We start from the raw sequence: 17,325 nt of genomic DNA, 5'->3' as shown, positions 1-17,325 counted from the left end.
ATAGAATTTTTTGTTTTCTTTAATGGTCCTGATGCACTGCCATACCTATAAACACAGCAGATAACATCGTGAATATGTAAGCCTGTAGCATTGCTACAAGTATTTCGAGCAAGTATATAAAAAGTGCCATACCAACTGAGACAGGTGCCACAGCCAGTGTGTTCATTGCAAATATCAATCCAATAAGGGCATATATCACTATGTGACCGGCGGTCATGTTCGCAAAGAGACGAATCGCCAGTGCAAAAGGTTTTGTGAATAACCCGAGCAACTCAACCACGATCATAATCGGGAGGAGAAAGACCGGGATGCCGTGTGGAATAAGTCCTTTAAAATAGCCAAAGAAACCGTTTTTCCTCATTCCTCCCCATTGTGTAACGACAAAGGTCGCGGTCGCAAGAGTAGCTGTAATTGAGATATTACTCGTTACTGTTGCAGAAAAAGGAATTAAGCCAAGGAAATTGGCAAACAGAATGAAGAAAAATGCAGTCAACAGATACGGAACAAATTTTTCGTATCCCCCGCCAATACTCGGTTTTGCAATTTCATCGCGTACAAAAAGTATAAGAATCTCGACAGCACTTGTCAGTCTGTTGGGAATCTGAGTCTTTTTGTATCGCTTCGCAACCCTGATAAGCAGGAAAGCAAGCAAAATGGCAGCCAGCCACATGAATACTATGTGCCGGGTTATTACGACATGAATATCACCAATGTAAAACTCAGGCAGCATAATCTTGCCAAACGGGGAGAAGTCAAGATAATTACCATCCATAATGTGGTGTAATATCCAGTCACTGCTTTGGCTCCCGCCGTTTCCGTGTGCTTTGCTTAACGAGTCAGTTATTGCTTTTGTTGTATCACTGTACATTTTTGGGAAGCGTCTTCTTCTCTGATTTTACTAAATAGATCAATTGTAGAGTCAGGTACAAAAAATAAAAAATAAAGACTGTAATTATATAATATTTTTGGCTCAAATTCAAGAAGTGGAGCAAAAATATTATAAATATTGCTGTAAAAGCCATCGAAAGTGTCATTGCACCGAGAACAATTACCATAAAATTTCTGTCATCTTTTTTCGATGCATACTTTATGGCCACCACCCCCAGAGCAAAATTCAGGGCTCCGGGAAGTTGTGCCCAGAAGAACTCCCTCACAGGGAATAACCCTTCAGGAGCTGCTATCATGGCAATTAAACCCGTTAATGCGAAGATTATTATCATCAGAACTGATGCAGCCAGTACCTTTTTATCTGTTGTCATTCTTCAATTTGTTTTTCTTTTCGAGATCCATCACGGTCTTGATAAAATTATAAATACCACCTGTTCCCCCAATAAGGGCAAAAATCCATAACCAGTGGGAAGTCTGGTACTTTTTGTCCAGCCAGTCACCGATTAAAACCATTCCAACGATGGTCACGGCGAGCTGTATTCCAAGCCCCATATAGGGAGCAACCGCTCTAAAACTTTCAGCTATGCTGTCTTCTTTTTTATTCAGCATTCACCGGCTCATCAGAGATTTCCTCCTGACCGTCTGTCGGGAGTTCGATATTCTCTGCAATTCCGTCTTCCACTTTACCTTTGTAAATTCCCCCTTCTTCTATCACGAGACTCTTACTCCGGATGTCACCGGTCAATTCACCTGTAGGGTTGATCTCCACCTTCTCTGATGCGTAGGCGTTGCCTTTAACTTTCCCGGCAATTGCGATACTCTCGGCTACAAGATTTCCGGTAATTTCAGCGGTTTTACCGATTAATAGCAGGCCATCAATCCTGATGTCACCTTTTAGTTTGCCATCGTATCGCATATCGCACGCACCCTCGATTTCACCTCTTATTACCACATCAGCAGAGATAACCGTTATGGGTTTGTACATTTTTTTTACTTTTTTCAATTTCATAGCTGCACTATTTCTTGTAACCTTTTTTATCCTTCATTGTCTTTGGTGTAACTTGTTCCCCTGCAGGCTTTTTTTTGTTACTGTTCCTCAGGCTGTCATTTTTTGCAGAAACTGCTGAGTCTTTCAAGGTAAGAAAAAACTTCATTCTCTCGTTTTCAGCCTTAATTGCGTTCATTTCGTGAACAAGAGTGACAACTTTTTTATTAAGATTTGTGATAAGCGCCTTGTCCTCGTCTGAAAGTTCGGCATGAACATTTACCAGTTCATTTAATGCGGTGAATCGAAAGAGCAGAAGGGAGAAGACAAGTATGGCCGCAACAATTGATGAAAGATACAGCATCCCCTTTCTGAACCCTATGACGGTAACAGGAACTCCGGAATGATTGTCCGCCGGCAACAAAAGCAACCGGAACTTTAACTTCTCAATCTTCTTCCTTATTCTGTCCATTTACACTTCATTAAATTTTTGGAGTATGTCATCAAAACCAATCATGCCTCCCCTTATAAGCACAGGATTTTTTTCAGTGAGATCAATCACTGTAGAGGCTATGTTTAAAGGTGGTTTTTCACTGTAAAAAATTGCATCCACTTCGTGACTGAACTCCTGTGAAATCTGCGAAAAATCATTCATCGCGGTCTCATCACTCCGGTTAACACTGGTTGATACGAGTGGCATTTTCAGTTCGGAGGTCAGTTTTCTGCAAAAGTTGTGGTTTGGTATCCTGAATGCAACGGTGGTATCACCCATAATGTTTTTGTAATAGGGATTTAACTTCAAAACCACTGATACAGGGTTGGGCCATAGAGAGAGAAGAAAATCTGCGTGCGATTCATCAGCGAGTTCAACATGTTTCAGCACCATTTCTATGTCACTCGCAAGCAGGATGAACTTTTTAGAAATGCTGCGTCTCTTGATTACTGTTACTTTTTGAAGCGCGTCTGTATTGAAGGGATTCGCCCCAAATCCGTAAATTGTATCTGTCGGGTAGATGAAAACGCCGCCTTCAAAGTAGATGTGGATTGCCTTCTGTATAGAGTCATTTAATTTATCGTCAATATTAAGTTTTAAGGTGTTTTTATGTTCGGTCATCAAGTATTTCCTTTACTTTTCGTATGACTTCATACGCTTTAATTTTTGTTCCGCACTCAAAATGCCCCGCGGGACACTTTTTATGTCCGTGAATACCGCACGGTTTGCAGCTCACATCAGAGGATAAGTGGTGACTTTTATCCGAGTAGCCGTAGAATCCGAATTCAGGTACAGTAGAGCAGTAGATTGTGAGAACCGGGGCACCGGCTGCCATGGCGAAATGAGTAGGTGCACTGTCATTCGTTATTACAAGTTCAGAATGACTCATCAGTTCAACAGTCTCCGCCATTGAAAAAATTCCGCAACTGTTTATTATTTGATCTCCGGCAATCCTTCGTATCTCTTCTCCTGTATCCTTCTCACTGCTGCTTCCCGAGATGATAATTTTATAACCTGCAGCAGATAGCCCGGATGCAATTTCGGCGTAGCTTTTCGATGGATATCTCTTTGTCTCCCAGACACTACCCGGCGAAATCAAAATTATTTTCCCACTCCCTGTTGCTTCAATAAATCCCATGACTTTTTGCCTCTGCTCTTCACTCACAGCGAGTTCAGGATATATTTTCCATTTGTCACCGGGATAATCCATGATCATATTCAGGTTCCTTTTTACCTCATGATCACTAAATACATACGGAATTTTTTTATCGTACAGGAAAGAGAAGGACGCAGTATTGAAACCAATCGACTCATCACCGCCGGCAAGTGTGACTAGAATTGTCGTCCGGAATGATCGGTGAAGTGAATAGATTGCAGAGTAGCCGGTTTCTTTGAGTCTGGCTGCAAATTTCGCCAGTCCCCTGAAACCTTTGTACTCTCCCCGTTTGTCAAAGGGAATTACATTGGAAACTGATGGTGATACCTCAAATATCTCCTGACAAACTGGCGAACAGACAATATCAATCTGCCCTTCAGGGTCCAATCGTCTAAGCTCCTGAATAAAAGGAAGGGTCAGAATCGAATCGCCCGGGAAGGCAGTCTGCACTACAAGATACTTTGCATTAGTCAATATTTCCACCTGTTATGCATCCAAAACCATTGTTCCGGATATTTTCTGATGTACTCTTCGAGAATAGCCGTATGCCGCCTGCTGATCTCGACAATTTTTTCCTGTTTCCCCTCGGGCAGGTTTTCCATGGAAACTTCACATACTTCCGTTACATAAGTGTTGTCACTCTGTCGTATGGTTATGGAAAATATTATTGGTGCACCTGTTTTAAGCGCAAGTACAGCAATGCCTTCGTTTACGGCAGATTGTCTCCCAAAAAAGGGGACTCTGATACCATCCTCCGGACCCCTTTGATCGCCAACCACGGCGATTATTTCTCCGTTCTTCAATGCTCTGAATAATGTCATAGCAGCATTTCCGGTCTTGTAGATGTGATTCCCCCACTTGGTTCTCTGTTTTTCCATCCATCTCGTTACATAATCATTCCGCTGAGGCTGTGCCAGGGCTGCAAACCGGATTCCCATTTTTCTCGAAAAACCAAGCGCAGCCACTTCCCAGTTGCCATAGTGAGCGGTCATCAGAATCACTCCCTTCCCTCTTGCGTGGAAGTCCTGAACGAATTTAACCGGCTGGTCTCCGAAATAATCCTTTATTTCCTCGTATTTCATCGCAGGTATTGTCATGATTTCGATAAATGTCTTCGCACTGCTTATATAGCACTTTTTTGCGAGAATTTTTCGTTCCTCCGGTGTCATCTCAGGGAAGGCTATTTCCAGATTCTTAAGGACAACTTTTAGACGAAGTTTGAGGAGGTCGTGGAATATAAATGTAAGAAAGGGCGCAAACAAGTACGCCCTTTTAAATCCTGCGAGACAGAATATCTTGCTAAATAAAGAAAAAAGGATATATTCTAAAAGGTTTTGCAATGCTACTAAATCTCAAAATTTGTAACTTGCAATATAACCAATTACAATGTCTTTATTCTGTTCTGCCAGTTATCATCCCGTAACTCGCCCCGTTTTGTGGAGTGAAGGAGCTTGTAGTCGCCAAATCCGGAGATATCTCCAAATACAAATTCAACACCACCTTCGACATCATCGTAATTCCATATCTCATAAGGTTTTGTGTCAAGTTGCGACGGATAACGGTTAACTTCGCTTGGTCTGCCATATACAATGTGAACTCTGCCACGATCGGTCTGCCAGCCTTTTCTCTGGAAAGATGAATACGCCTGATTAGCATACTCTATTCTTTTGTAATATTCTCTTTTAAACTCATTAACTGCTGTAGTGGGGTCGGAATCTCTGTTTCTCCAAAAAGTAAACATAAAATTCCTTTTACCTTCGAGCTCTTTAAGCTGGTCCCACTGTTTTTCTTCAACTTTGGAAATGATATACTTTGCCTGACCAAATGCCTCTTCTATCTCTTCTTCACTCATGGTGGCAAATTCAGAAGAAAGAAACTCGTTATCGGAGTATTTCGTCGCAACCGTATCCACTACTTTGGAATTGAAAACATACAATTTCTTCGATGCCATTGCAATTTCATTTGAGAGTGAATCAAACAGGGCAATTGTCAGATTGTATGATCCGGTGGGGAGTTTTGAGATATTCACAGTGTTTGCTTCGACTATCGAAGCATTTTTTCTGGGGATGTATCTCCTCTTACGGCTTACTTCCTCATTCTTGTCGTTTGTAAGAACCCGCTCCAGTATTAGAAGTTCGGGATCAGTCTCTTTATTTAAATTGTACAATTCGACATAATAAAAAATCACAGGAAGATTTTCGCCAAACACTGTGGAAACATTTGGTACAACTTCAAAGGTGTTTTTATAGAAAGTGGATGAATCGTTATCTGATTTTTCGATTCTTGTAGCCACTTCAATGTCACTTACATTAAATTTCGTTTTCCCAATATCCTTCAACTGAATATTGAATTTTGCTGTATCATTCCTTCCTTCAGTCATCAAATCTTTTACCGAGAAAGCAAATCTGTACTCCCCGTGCCGCAATTTGAATCTAAGAACACCTGTTAAATTATTCTTTATTGAATCGTAAACGGGGGAAGTGAAATTATATTCCCTTTTGAAACTGGCTTGGCTGGTTTTTATATCCTCTATAAATATGCCTATTGAACCTTGAATAAAATTTTTATTTTCCTTTTGAAAGGGGGTAAAAGCATTTTGATAGAAACTGTAATAAACTTCAACTATTGCCGAAGTGTCATCACCCGCAAAACGGGCATAATCAAGATCGAAAAGGGGCTTCTTTTGGGCAAGTGCGAATAAACTGAAAAACAATACCAGAACGACTGTCTTTTTCACCGGAATCACTCCATAATATGGCTGATAAAAAAAAGGCGCCCGATGATTACGGACGCCTTCACAAAAAGTAAATCGATTACTTAAACGATAACTTTACCGTAACTATGTGGTTTGGATTTGGGAACTCTTTAACCTGACGGAAAGCATAATCTACAACAACTCCGATTTCGTCGGTTAGTTTGTAGTTGACACCGGCTCCGAGATTGACACCGAATATGTTGTCCTGATTGTTGGCTGTCTGCAATGCATAACCGCCTCTAACAAAGAACATATCCTGGAATCCATACTCGAGACCCAACTTAAACTGGTCTTCGAAAGCGTTATTGTTTACAAATGTACCACCCAGCATGAGTTTGTTATCTTTGTCAAAGTCAAACTTGTAAGCAAGACTGAGTTCAAAGAAGCTCGGTATCTGGTAAGGTTCAGTGACAGCCTGGTAGTTGCCACCGGTTGATCCAGGAATCGCTCCCGGTACATTTGTCTTGAATTGAAGATCCTGACCTGAATACTGCATATTGGTTCCGATATTCTTAACCGCAGCACCTATGGTAAGGTTCTTGTCAAATCTGTACTGAACACCAAAATCGAGAGCAAATCCTGTAGCATTGGTGTTCATGATTGTTTCAGAGATTACCTTGGCATTGACGCCGATGGATACTCTGTCAGTGATAATTTTCGAGTAGGTCAAACCTGCAACCAGAAAGCCTGGTGAATAGGTTGTTCCATCTCCATCCGGTGTGTTTATGGTTGTCACCGGTATATCACCGAAATTCATCGATTTGAATGATAAAGCTATTGAACCGAAATCTCCAAGGCTGGTTCCCGCAGCGAAGTAGGAAATATTGATGTCTGCTATATAAGACATATAGCTGAACATCGCTTCGGTTTTCCTGTCAACATCCAACCCGGCAGGATTATAGAATATAGATTCCATACCGGTAACACTGGATACGAACGCGCCTCCTGTAGCTATGCCGCGTGCTCCAACAGGTATAAGCAACTGGTCTGCACCGGTTGTACCCTTGCGGGATATATCACCTGCATAGCTTGGCAGTACGAAGGCGAGTATTAGCAGCAATGATAAGTATCTTTTCATATTAAGTTAACTCCTAATTTCTGATTCCAAGTATGGCGGCAGCTTTTACACCGCCACCCACTTTGTGTTAGAACCTTTGTATCTGCTTTTGCGGCATAATTATTGCAAATTTAAGTATTTTTTCACCGTATTCAGGTGATTTTACTATGGCCAGGTACATACCCGACGCAACTCTGAGGCCATCACCGTTCTCCAGATCCCAACGAAGGAATGGCGAGGTTGGTGACGACTTGTCATTTGTTGTGAGTGTACGAACCAACATACCCGACAACGAGAATATTTTAATCGTTACATCCGTTGGCATATTTGTAAATGTGACATACGGATTGTCTGGTGTGTTACCGTTGTAACTTGACTGTGGATTGTATGCGAACAATGGATTCGGATATACATTCACTTTGTCAAAAAGGGCTTTCTTTTGATCTGTTGTAAGATCACCACCCTTTTGTGTCGCAAATGTAAAGATATCATTCACATACGGATATGTCGAAAGCGGAATTTTCAGAGTATCACCTGCTGCATAGAACACAGCCGGATCCATCTTCTGTAAACCTACTACATACATTCCGGCGAGCCAAGGTGAACTTGCAATAGCTTTGAAACTGGCATCATATATGTTTGGATCTGCTGCTGCAGGTACTGTGTACCCTTTAGCCAAATCTGCCCATACTTTTGTACCTGTACCAAAATCACCACCGGTGAGCTGTTTCTGCGAACCGGTTGCATCATAAGGCATGTCAAAAATGACAATGTACTCTCCGGTCATCTTGATCGAATCAGCGGGATCCCACTGTCCATCAGGATTTCCTTTAAGGAAAGTACCACTGACATCCCCGGCAATACGGGTTGACATTTCAATAAATCCTACTGCGAGTTGTTTTTGCTCACCGTACTTGGAATCAACAACCCATGCGGTAAACGGAACATCTACAAATCCTTCACCAAGTTTTCCGACAGGTCCTTTACCGGTTGTATCCGCTGCTGTTGCAATTGCTCCAGCATATGTAAAGTTTGAGTTCCTTTGGAAAGATGATCCTGTAAATCCTTGCAGATATCTGTAGGCTTTACCGGAATTCGGAGCGAACCTCAGTTCAACTCTTCTCATCTTGTCGGCTGACATATATGATGAAAAGTTGACACCGGATGAGTTCTTTGGAAGAACTATTTTCGCCGAACTTGGGATATCAGCACCGGTATAGTACACACCGGTATATGATGTTGTTGGAGCGAATGGTCTGTACCATCTGGTTCCTGAATAAGTAGCGGATCCGAGTTCTGCAGATACCGGAGTTACCTTAAGAAGGAATCCGTCCGTTACCTTTCCGGCTACAGTTGCAAGTGTAGTGTCAAATTTTGCTACCGAGTCAAGCAGAACAGCATTTGTTGTTTTGTTTCTTAATCTGTAGTAAACAGAATAAGGAGTTTTAACTGCCTGATTCTTGAAAAATTCAACATTGTAAGTATCGCCTGTCAACTTTTTATTGTCAACAACCACATACTGTACCTTACCGTTTGAAGGTCCCTGTGACATCTGCGCTGTTGAACCTTCGGAAGCCGGGACATACATATTCTCACCATATGCTACAGGGAAAATCGAAGTCTCATACTCCTCTATTGCACCTGAGCGGGCGATATAGTCGCCTGCAGGGCCGTAAACGATAGATTTGTTCTGATCGTATGGTCCCTTCAGGAATATTGCAGCATGATTGACCGCGTAGGCTGTAACTGTGAAGTAGTATGTCTGACCTTTGACAAGCGGATCTCCGTTAAAAGGATTTGCAGAAATCTTTATGCGGAGTCTGCCGCTTGAAGGATCGGCATAGAGTGCAGAATCGATTTTGAACTCAGGTAACTGGTCCGCAAACTTTAATTCCTGATTACCGTTTGCAAATAGAGTATAGATGCCTTTTATCGAATCGTTGAGCGCATAATTTGCTACTATTTTAGAGTTCTCAACACCTTCGATAACAGACTCTTTGGAGTTCGTTCTGTAAGCTGTTACATAGAATCCTTTAACTCTTCTGTCGATGTTCAATACTGTATCAACAGCACGATACTTAAGCTGATCGTAAGTATCAAAGTTAATATCTATGAAGCCTGCACCACTCGTTGAAGTTCCGGTAACAAGAGTCGGTTTAACCGGTGGAGGTGGTGGTGGTGAAGGGAAGTTAGAATCAAAAAGAAGCTGAGCAATTTCCGAGTACTGTTTTGCAATAGTAACAGAATTCTTGGCGTCTGATCCTCTTCCGAGAACATAAGCTACAACGATATCAACAGGAACACCTTTTTCAAGTTTGAAAGGTCCTGTGTTCGACATCTGGCGCTGATCTGCACCAGTGTTGTTGATCCAGCCGACATTGGTAACAGGGTTACCTGAGTATGAGAATCTTGGATCAACTGTTGCACAGTCTACACCACCACGGACTTCACCAAACGCCCAGGTACAAGGATTGAGAGCATCTCCTACACGGTTTTTTCCTTCCATGTAGTTTCTTGCTTCCTGACGGGTGTTAGGATCACCATGTGTGGGGTGACTTTGGATGTAGTGAATAAAGGATGAAAGTCCCAGGTTCTTGGATCCCGGAAATGATGAAATTCCTCTTACCTGACCGCCTACATAGTGAGCAGTATCAAGTGGAATATCAATTCCGTCATCCCATTTCCCGTTGTTGTTTACATCTGTAAATGTAACGCCCGGGATATAGGATTTTGGTCCCTGGAAAAAGTCGATTAGGAATGTCGGAGGATTTGAACCGTATTCCGCATCATCTCCATCGTTATAAACATAACCGGCATTGATTACTGTATCAGAACCAACAAGATCGTCATAAGCATCACCGAGATCGGGATCTGCCCAAACACCGAAATAAACTGAGTCCATAACATCTGCAACCGTACCGGTATTCAAAATTGAATACCTGAGGAACATCATGTTACCTACAAAGCTTTTAGTATTGAAAGCAAATACTGTTTGACGGATCTCAATACCCTGAGGAGAAACATCATTGAATCTTCTCAAAGCAGGATCTGTAGCATCGTTATAAACACACCAGGCAGTTTCATCACCAATAAGGTCAGGTCTGTCTTCTGTGTTATCCCATTTACCATTGCCATTTTTGTCTATCGGATCATAAATACCATCACCATCGCCATCGTAGAAATACGCGCCGAGTTTAACAGCATCTCTCCACTCGTCCCATGCCGGAGCAAAATCGCCTTCTGCAGCTCTGAGTACATATATCTGAGCTTTAGAGTCGTTTCTGCCACCTGCTACAGTACCCGGAACATAATCCTGGATACGGGAAGCTGATGCAACTGCGTTGGTCCAGAGCACTCCATTGGTCTTGCCGCTAAGGAAGAAACCTCCTGAAAACAGGAAGACAGTTCCCGCGAAACGACCACCGGAAGTGTTGCCTCCGGTCTCGGGATCGAAAATAGACACATCACCCATAACACCCGATCTGTTCATCGGAATGTTAAGGTTATTGATAAACATTCTGTAGGAGTCGCCGGCTTTCAGAGAAGGAGAATTGTTGTTCCCTTTGCCTCCGCCTTTGCCTCCGTTGTCATTACCTCTGAACCCAAACGACACTAAACCTGTCGCAAGGATAAAGAGGAGGATGAATTCTTTTATATATATTTTTTTGTTCATATTCCAAGTTCCCAATATTATTTACCGGATTGACTTGTAAAGTTAACTTTGAAACCAAGCTTTATGAGTCTTGGAATACCGAAGTTGCCAGGATTTCTTTCAAATGCACGGTAATCTGATTTGTAGATTGCCGGATTTGGAGTCGATGCTGCAGTTCTCTGACCTTCGAGGGTATTGATCCAACCGGTAGTATAAGGATCGCCTGAAGACTGATAAACTGAAACAGGGTTGTCTGAATCCAACAGGTTCTCAATCCAGAGGTAAGGAGTCAAGATGAAATTGCTTATTCTGAAAGCTTTTTCAAGTTTGAAATCCACTCTGAAGTTGCCGGGACCGTAAGCTGAGTTTACATAACCTTTGGTATCGCCATAGTTTGTTGCACCGGCAAGAAGGTTCTGTGACTCGAGCGGGGTATACGGTCTTCCGCTGTTGAATCTGAGCAAAAGATTTGCTGCAAGATTCTCGAGGAAGCCAAGCTGACCCTGTGGAACAAAGAAATCGATGTTAACAACACCGGTGTGTCTCTGATCGAAATCGAGAGGGGCAATTACTTTTGGAATTTCACCATTGTTGTTTCTGAAAGCAGCAGTGAATGATGATCCCGTTGATGATCCAGTACCTTCTGCGATAGAGTAGGTATAGTTCAACGAGAATGAGAAGTAGCTGATTCTTGAAACATCAAGTGAAAGTGCAAGACCTTTTATGGTTCCAAAATCTGTGTTTGTTGGGGTAATGTATCTCAACAATTCGCCACCTTCAGATCTTCTGAAGAACACGGTTGCTGAGTTTACAAGTCCTTCAGTGTTTTTGTAGAACGCAGTCAGGTTAACTGCAGCAATATCACTGACAACATGACGGAAACCAATTTCATACTGGGTGGTAATTTCGCTCTTTACATGACCATTGTTTACACCAAGATTGTTATCAGTAACAAGGGAACCGAGGTCCTGATAAGTTGTGTAAATCTGATCGAGTGAAGGTTGCTGTATGAATTTACCATACTGGGCATGGAATACTGTATTAGCACTAACAGGGAAGCCCAACCCGATTCTTGGTGAGAAATAGATCTCAGCTTCTTTTGACACAAAGTCAGCAGCATCGAAATTATTCGGATCACCAAAAATATAAGGATAGAGCGGGTCTCTTAAGATGTCGGCTTTTGTATCGAAATAATCGAATCTGATACCAACATTAAGTACCATGTCAGAAAGCTCAAATCTGTCCTGTAAGTATGCATATGCAAGCATAGGAAGTTTTGGCTCGTTGGCATCGCCCTTTGAAGTAAGGGTTTTTCCTGTGAAGTCATATCCAATTGCTGTTGGTTGAAGTCTTCTGTATCTTTCCTGATCTGAAAGACCTTTAAGATTGTCTGAAGCCAGACCAACGGGTCCAATTGAATAAAGTCTGATGGTTGTATAGTTAAAACCACCACCTGCTTCAAGAAGGTGTTTACCCATCTGTGCGGTGAAGTCGAAATCAGCGGTTAAAGCTGAGTTGTTGTTCAGGAAGTAACCGTTGTTAACTCTGCCGTACTTTGAGAAAATACCATATTCATCGAAGTTAACTCTGCCACCGTTAAATGGAAGCGTAACTCCTCTTGCAGCATTGGCGATACTGTCACCATAGGCTTCAAGGTTGTTAAACCAAACGCCATCACCTTGTTCGTTTTTATACAGTTTGTAGCCAACATTCAGGTTCCAGAAAGCGTTCTTGCTTACATTCTGAGAAATACGGGCAGAAAGTGAGTAGTTCTCTCTTTTTACCAGTGGATTGTGCTCAGCATTACTTTTTATGTAAGAATGTGTGTAAGCATTAAATTCTCTGAAGTTAATGTTTGCTCCAACACGGACTGTCCAGGATTCACTCAACCTGTGAGTGGTTCTTCCTGTAAATCTCCATACACTTGCACTGGAATTTGGACGGGTTGCCGAGTTCATACCAACTGAAGGAACTTCAAGTGCGATCGCGCTCGGATCCTGATCGAGGAACCAGCCTCTTTCTGCAGAGAGGAAGAAGGTATGGTCGCCGTTTCCGGGAATGTATGGACCACCGAGGGTGGCAGTATAAAGGTTATATCCATACTTATCTGTAAATGACGATGTCAGAACATCACCAAAGAAAGTGTAGAACGGATTACCTGATTTCGTAGTAACATTCACGATACCGGACTGAGCCTGTCCATATTTGGCTTCATATCCACCAATTTGGAACGAAATCTGCTCGATAGCGGCGTTACTTACTTGTGAATAGTTAACTCCTGAATAAAGGTCGTTCTGAGGTACACCGTCAACGATATAGAGAACTTCTCCGCCTCTACCACCTCTGACATTAAGGGTGGCATTTCCTGATGCTCCACCGGAGCCTTCAGTCATTACAACACCGGCGTTCAATCCGGCGATATTCTCAACACCTTTTACAGGCAATTTCTGAATTTCTTCAGCATCATAGACTTTAGTGGTGTTTGTCGACTTCTCTTCAAAGAATTTCTTGTCAACAATTACCACTTCGTCAAGTGTGACACCTGAAGAAAGTTCAACATTAAGTTCCTCTGTGATACCGGCAACAATTCTTATTCCTTGGAATGTTTTTGTTCCGTAACCAACATATGAAACTTCGACACTGTATGTTCCCGGGTTGATATTCAACACGAAGTACATACCGTTAATGTCTGATGCGGCACCAAGTCTGGTACCTAAAATTTTAACATTTGCTCCGATGATAGCTTCTCTTGATTTGGAATCAACTACCTTCCCGGTAAGTTTTCCGACACCGGATTGCGCCAAGCCGGTTACCGAGAAGAGCGAAACTAACAGAAGTCCTAAAAAGAGTTCTTTCAAAATCTTCATCCCTGATCCTCCAAAGATGTTGGATGATGTGATTTGCAAAAAATTGTGCAGCTTATTTATTAGTTATAAATGGCGAACCCCACTTTTCAGCAGGGCTCGCCTAATTCTTCATTACCTAAGTGAACTTCCGGTAATTACTTGAGGAGAACCATTTTCTTGGTTTCTACAAAGTTTCCGGCGGTAAGTTTGTATACATATGTACCTGAAGCAAGTTTTGCAGCGTCAAAATTCACAGAATATGAACCTTGTTCTTTTACTTCATTTACCAATGATGCTACTTCTCTACCGAGCATATCGAATACCTTAAGGGTAACATTTGCTCTTTCACCAACGGTGTATTTGATTGATGTTGAAGGATTGAACGGGTTAGGATAGTTCTGTGAAAGAACAAATCCTGTTGGGTTCGATTCGTTTTCAACACCTGTTGCTGTGAATGTATATCCGGCAGCATAAATAACTGATGGCTGTGTATCATAGGTTGCGTCAGGATAGTATCCTGTGTAACCTGCAGGGTAGTGATAGAATACATAGGCAGTGTATGAACCGTTGCCATTGCTCTTTACATATGGAGCCATGTGATGTGAATTTTCATTCATTCCAGGGCTGTCTGTAAGATTAACAGGAGCTGACCATTCGCCACCATCTACAAATCTGTAGGAAGCATAGATGTCAACAAGACTGTCTGTAATGGTGCGTGGAGCATTCCATGTAGCAACCATGAGATTTCTGTCTTTATCGAATGCTATGTAGGTATCAGGACCGGTCTGACCAAGTCCAGGACCTGTAAGTTTTGTATAGGAGCTGTCGCCAATTCCTTCAAACACAACTTTTCCGTCCCAGCCGTTTGCTGTTTCGAAGATTTCAACTACTGAGTTCAAACCGCTGTTGTTGTCAACAGTTGTATCGGTTACCTGGATCAGGAAGTGTACGAAACCGTTTTTATCAACATTCATGTCACCCTGATAGGAAACAAATGCATCGCCTTTTTTGTAATCATATACTCTGTCATATCTGGCAAGAGCAGGGATGTTTCTGAAATCAGCAATTTTGAATGTCGACCAGGTAGCGCCATTGTCAGTTGATTTTGAGTAAGCAGGTACCCAACCCGAGGTGATCGGGGTCTGAAGAGGAAGTGTACCTAAAACACCATAGTAAAGAACACCATTGTTTGATGCTCCACCTAATGTTACAGATCCGCCTTCTTCGAATGCAGCGCTCTCCCATGATGGAGGAGTCAAGGTATCAACAGCCTGGAAATCAGCGGTTTTCCACAGTTTTAAAGCTGCATCTACCTGATTGTCCGATGCCCAAAGTACCAATGGAGCATTATCACTTGCGAAAGTTGGAACCTGTGATGAGAAAGTACGGCCAACGCCTACTTCGAGGATGGCTACTGTGCTTCCTGCACCTACTGATTCATCTGCGCCAGCACCTACATCACCAAAAGCTGATGGGTTGAGCTGTGGCCATGAGAAAGCTACGAGACAGTCTGTCAATGCACTTCCCTTTGTTGGGTTGTTGAAGGTCATTGATGGATATCTTGCAGCCTGTGTAACGCTGGAGTTGATAGCAGGGGTTACTCTTGTCCAGTTTGCACCGTCTGTTGAGTAGTTGTAGAACAACTGGCTTGTTGTGCCATAGGTTGCTCTTCCTCTGTGTACCAGCATTATTGCACCTGACCAAGGATCGAATGCCATTGGATTCAATGCACCGATTGCAGGTCCGAAAGTGTTACCCATGGTGTCAACAGCTACCCAGTTGAGTGCTGATGGACCCCATGTTGGCACACCACCGGTAAGGGGAACTGATGCTGTTGTTTCAACAGCGGGTTCAACTTTTACCGGAGCGTGTTTGCTATATTCGCTCTTGTTCTGGGCTTGAAGTGACATTACCAAGGTAACGCTTGCAAGCAAAAAGAGTGTTCTTTTAAGCATAGGATACTCCTATTTATTGATTGGTTTTGGATTGTTATTTAGAAAACTAAGCGAAAAACATAAAATATTAACTTTATATTACTCACTTTTTATCACAATGCCAAGAGAATTCAACAGATGTTGCGCTTACACACACCATTTATCTGGTTTTCCTGCCATTTATGACAATTTTTCAATCACTTGTGTATTCAATCTTGTGCTTTATCCTCATATTATCAAAAAAGTAATATTGAGGACAGGGAAATTATTCAAATATTTTTTTTCAAACAACACTTTTTTGAAAAAAAATAACAAAAATTTAATTCAGGATTTTCTTTTAATAAAGTGCGAATTACAAAAATCTTAAAATTTTTGAAAGGTAATTAGATGTACGGGGTTATTTTTTGTACTATCACTTGTTTCTGAACAGCCCCGATTATTGTGTCAACCACTTGTCCGTTCTTAAAGAGCAACAAAGTCGGAATGCTTCTAACCCCAAACTTTACTGCAGTTTCAGGGTTCTCATCCACATCCAACTTGCCTATCTTAATCTTTCCGTCATATTCGCCGGCGAGCTGTTCCACAACAGGTGCAATAGCACGGCAAGGTCCGCACCATACAGCCCAAAAATCGATAAGAACAGGGATGTTTGAATTGGTTACTTCGTCATTAAAATTCTGGTCGGTTATTGTTACCGGTTTCATAAAAGTCCTTTCTGTTTAAATGGTTTCGCTATTCTGACCTACATAACTCACTATGTCTTCACCACCGTCAACATTAATAACGCCGCCACTAACCCAACGGGCTTCGTGTTTACAGAGTAGAGAAATAATGTCAGCCACATCTTCAGGGGTTGTCAGTCTGCCACCGGGATTCTTCCTTCTCGCCACTTCAAGCATAGGTACACTTCCCGGAATCTTCCTGAGCGCCGGGGTGTCAGTAACACCTGCCATAATTGAATTGGCAGTGATACCAAATTGTCCGAGTTCACTTGCGAGTTGCCGGATATGCGATTCCAAAGATGCTTTTGCTGCAGATACAGCTCCGTATGAAGGAATTATTGCATGACCGCCGGAGCTGGTCATTCCAAAGATTCTTCCTCCTTCCGATAATAAACCTGCCTGAAACAGATCCTGGACCCAGTAAACAAGGGAATGTGCCATGACATCGAGTGTCATTTCCATTTGTGCTTTTGTAATATACTTCCCGCCGTCTGTCGGAACAAATGGCAACAGTGTCCCGAATGCCAGCGAATGCATCACAACTTTTATTTTTGGGTGGGTCTCTTCAGAGAGAAGACTTTCAATAATTTCCTGTCTTTTCTTCTCATCTGCTGCGTTCATGTTGAAGAATTTGGCTTCAACACCATAGCTCTTTATTTTATCAATGATCCCGTTCACGAGAGGCATATTGACCGCCCTGTCTAAATGCACTCCAATGATGTTGTATCCGTCTGCTGCAAGCCTTATGGCTGTTGCTCCGCCAAAACCTGACGAGGCTCCTAAGATCAGCGCATAATACTTGCCGGTGGATCCATTACTCATAGATGTAACCTTCTT

General features: G+C 42.3%; 15 protein-coding genes. All 15 read right to left on the bottom strand.

What is annotated here, in order from left to right:
* Positions 1–19 precede the first annotated feature (19 nt).
* Positions 20–868: a F0F1 ATP synthase subunit A gene (gene atpB / locus J0L60_05730; GenBank protein ID MBN8545621.1), complete on the bottom strand. Its 849-nt coding sequence runs from the start codon at positions 866–868 to the stop codon at positions 20–22.
* On the bottom strand, positions 858–1,259 hold the full coding sequence (locus J0L60_05725; GenBank protein ID MBN8545620.1) for a hypothetical protein: 402 nt from the start codon (positions 1,257–1,259) through the stop codon (positions 858–860). Before J0L60_05725 ends, atpB begins: the two co-directional genes overlap by 11 nt.
* Positions 1,246–1,497, bottom strand: a complete 252-nt coding sequence (locus J0L60_05720; protein MBN8545619.1) for an AtpZ/AtpI family protein — start codon at positions 1,495–1,497, stop codon at positions 1,246–1,248. The genes J0L60_05725 and J0L60_05720 overlap by 14 nt, the downstream gene beginning before the upstream one ends.
* Positions 1,487–1,873: a polymer-forming cytoskeletal protein gene (locus J0L60_05715; protein MBN8545618.1), complete on the bottom strand. Its 387-nt coding sequence runs from the start codon at positions 1,871–1,873 to the stop codon at positions 1,487–1,489. The genes J0L60_05720 and J0L60_05715 overlap by 11 nt, the downstream gene beginning before the upstream one ends.
* 31 nt (positions 1,874–1,904) lie before the next feature.
* Positions 1,905–2,345: a hypothetical protein gene (locus J0L60_05710; GenBank protein MBN8545617.1), complete on the bottom strand. Its 441-nt coding sequence runs from the start codon at positions 2,343–2,345 to the stop codon at positions 1,905–1,907.
* Positions 2,346–2,987, bottom strand: a complete 642-nt coding sequence (locus tag J0L60_05705; GenBank protein MBN8545616.1) for a threonylcarbamoyl-AMP synthase — start codon at positions 2,985–2,987, stop codon at positions 2,346–2,348.
* Entirely contained in the window at positions 2,974–3,996 is a 1,023-nt protein-coding gene (locus tag J0L60_05700) for a glycosyltransferase family 9 protein (protein ID MBN8545615.1), read from the bottom strand. Before J0L60_05700 ends, J0L60_05705 begins: the two co-directional genes overlap by 14 nt.
* Complete coding sequence (locus J0L60_05695) at positions 3,993–4,862, bottom strand: lysophospholipid acyltransferase family protein (GenBank protein ID MBN8545614.1); 870 nt, start codon at positions 4,860–4,862, stop codon at positions 3,993–3,995. Before J0L60_05695 ends, J0L60_05700 begins: the two co-directional genes overlap by 4 nt.
* Positions 4,863–4,903: 41 nt before the next feature.
* Positions 4,904–6,259 carry a GWxTD domain-containing protein gene (locus J0L60_05690; protein MBN8545613.1) on the bottom strand — a complete coding sequence of 452 codons (1,356 nt, stop codon included), beginning with the start codon at positions 6,257–6,259 and terminating at the stop codon, positions 4,904–4,906.
* A 76-nt stretch (positions 6,260–6,335) separates the two neighbouring features.
* Positions 6,336–7,355 (bottom strand): PorV/PorQ family protein, encoded by a 1,020-nt coding sequence (locus J0L60_05685; protein ID MBN8545612.1) that lies wholly within the window; start codon positions 7,353–7,355, stop codon positions 6,336–6,338.
* 67 nt (positions 7,356–7,422) lie between these two features.
* Positions 7,423–11,007, bottom strand: coding sequence for a hypothetical protein (locus tag J0L60_05680; GenBank protein ID MBN8545611.1), 3,585 nt, complete (start codon positions 11,005–11,007; stop codon positions 7,423–7,425).
* A gap of 17 nt (positions 11,008–11,024) precedes the next feature.
* Positions 11,025–13,853 carry a TonB-dependent receptor gene (locus J0L60_05675; protein MBN8545610.1) on the bottom strand — a complete coding sequence of 943 codons (2,829 nt, stop codon included), beginning with the start codon at positions 13,851–13,853 and terminating at the stop codon, positions 11,025–11,027.
* A gap of 134 nt (positions 13,854–13,987) precedes the next feature.
* A complete protein-coding gene (locus tag J0L60_05670; GenBank protein MBN8545609.1) occupies positions 13,988–15,787 on the bottom strand; it encodes a T9SS type A sorting domain-containing protein in 1,800 nt (599 codons plus the stop codon).
* 362 nt (positions 15,788–16,149) lie between these two features.
* Positions 16,150–16,470: a thioredoxin gene (gene trxA / locus J0L60_05665; GenBank protein MBN8545608.1), complete on the bottom strand. Its 321-nt coding sequence runs from the start codon at positions 16,468–16,470 to the stop codon at positions 16,150–16,152.
* A 15-nt stretch (positions 16,471–16,485) separates the two neighbouring features.
* Positions 16,486–17,310 (bottom strand): SDR family oxidoreductase, encoded by an 825-nt coding sequence (locus J0L60_05660; GenBank protein MBN8545607.1) that lies wholly within the window; start codon positions 17,308–17,310, stop codon positions 16,486–16,488.
* Positions 17,311–17,325 lie beyond the last annotated feature (15 nt).

The organism is Ignavibacteria bacterium, assembly GCA_017302895.1.
Lineage (GTDB): Bacteria > Bacteroidota > Ignavibacteria > Ignavibacteriales > Ignavibacteriaceae > UTCHB3.
The sequence above is the reverse complement of the archived record's forward strand: the minus strand, read 5'-3'. Positions and strand labels throughout refer to the sequence as shown.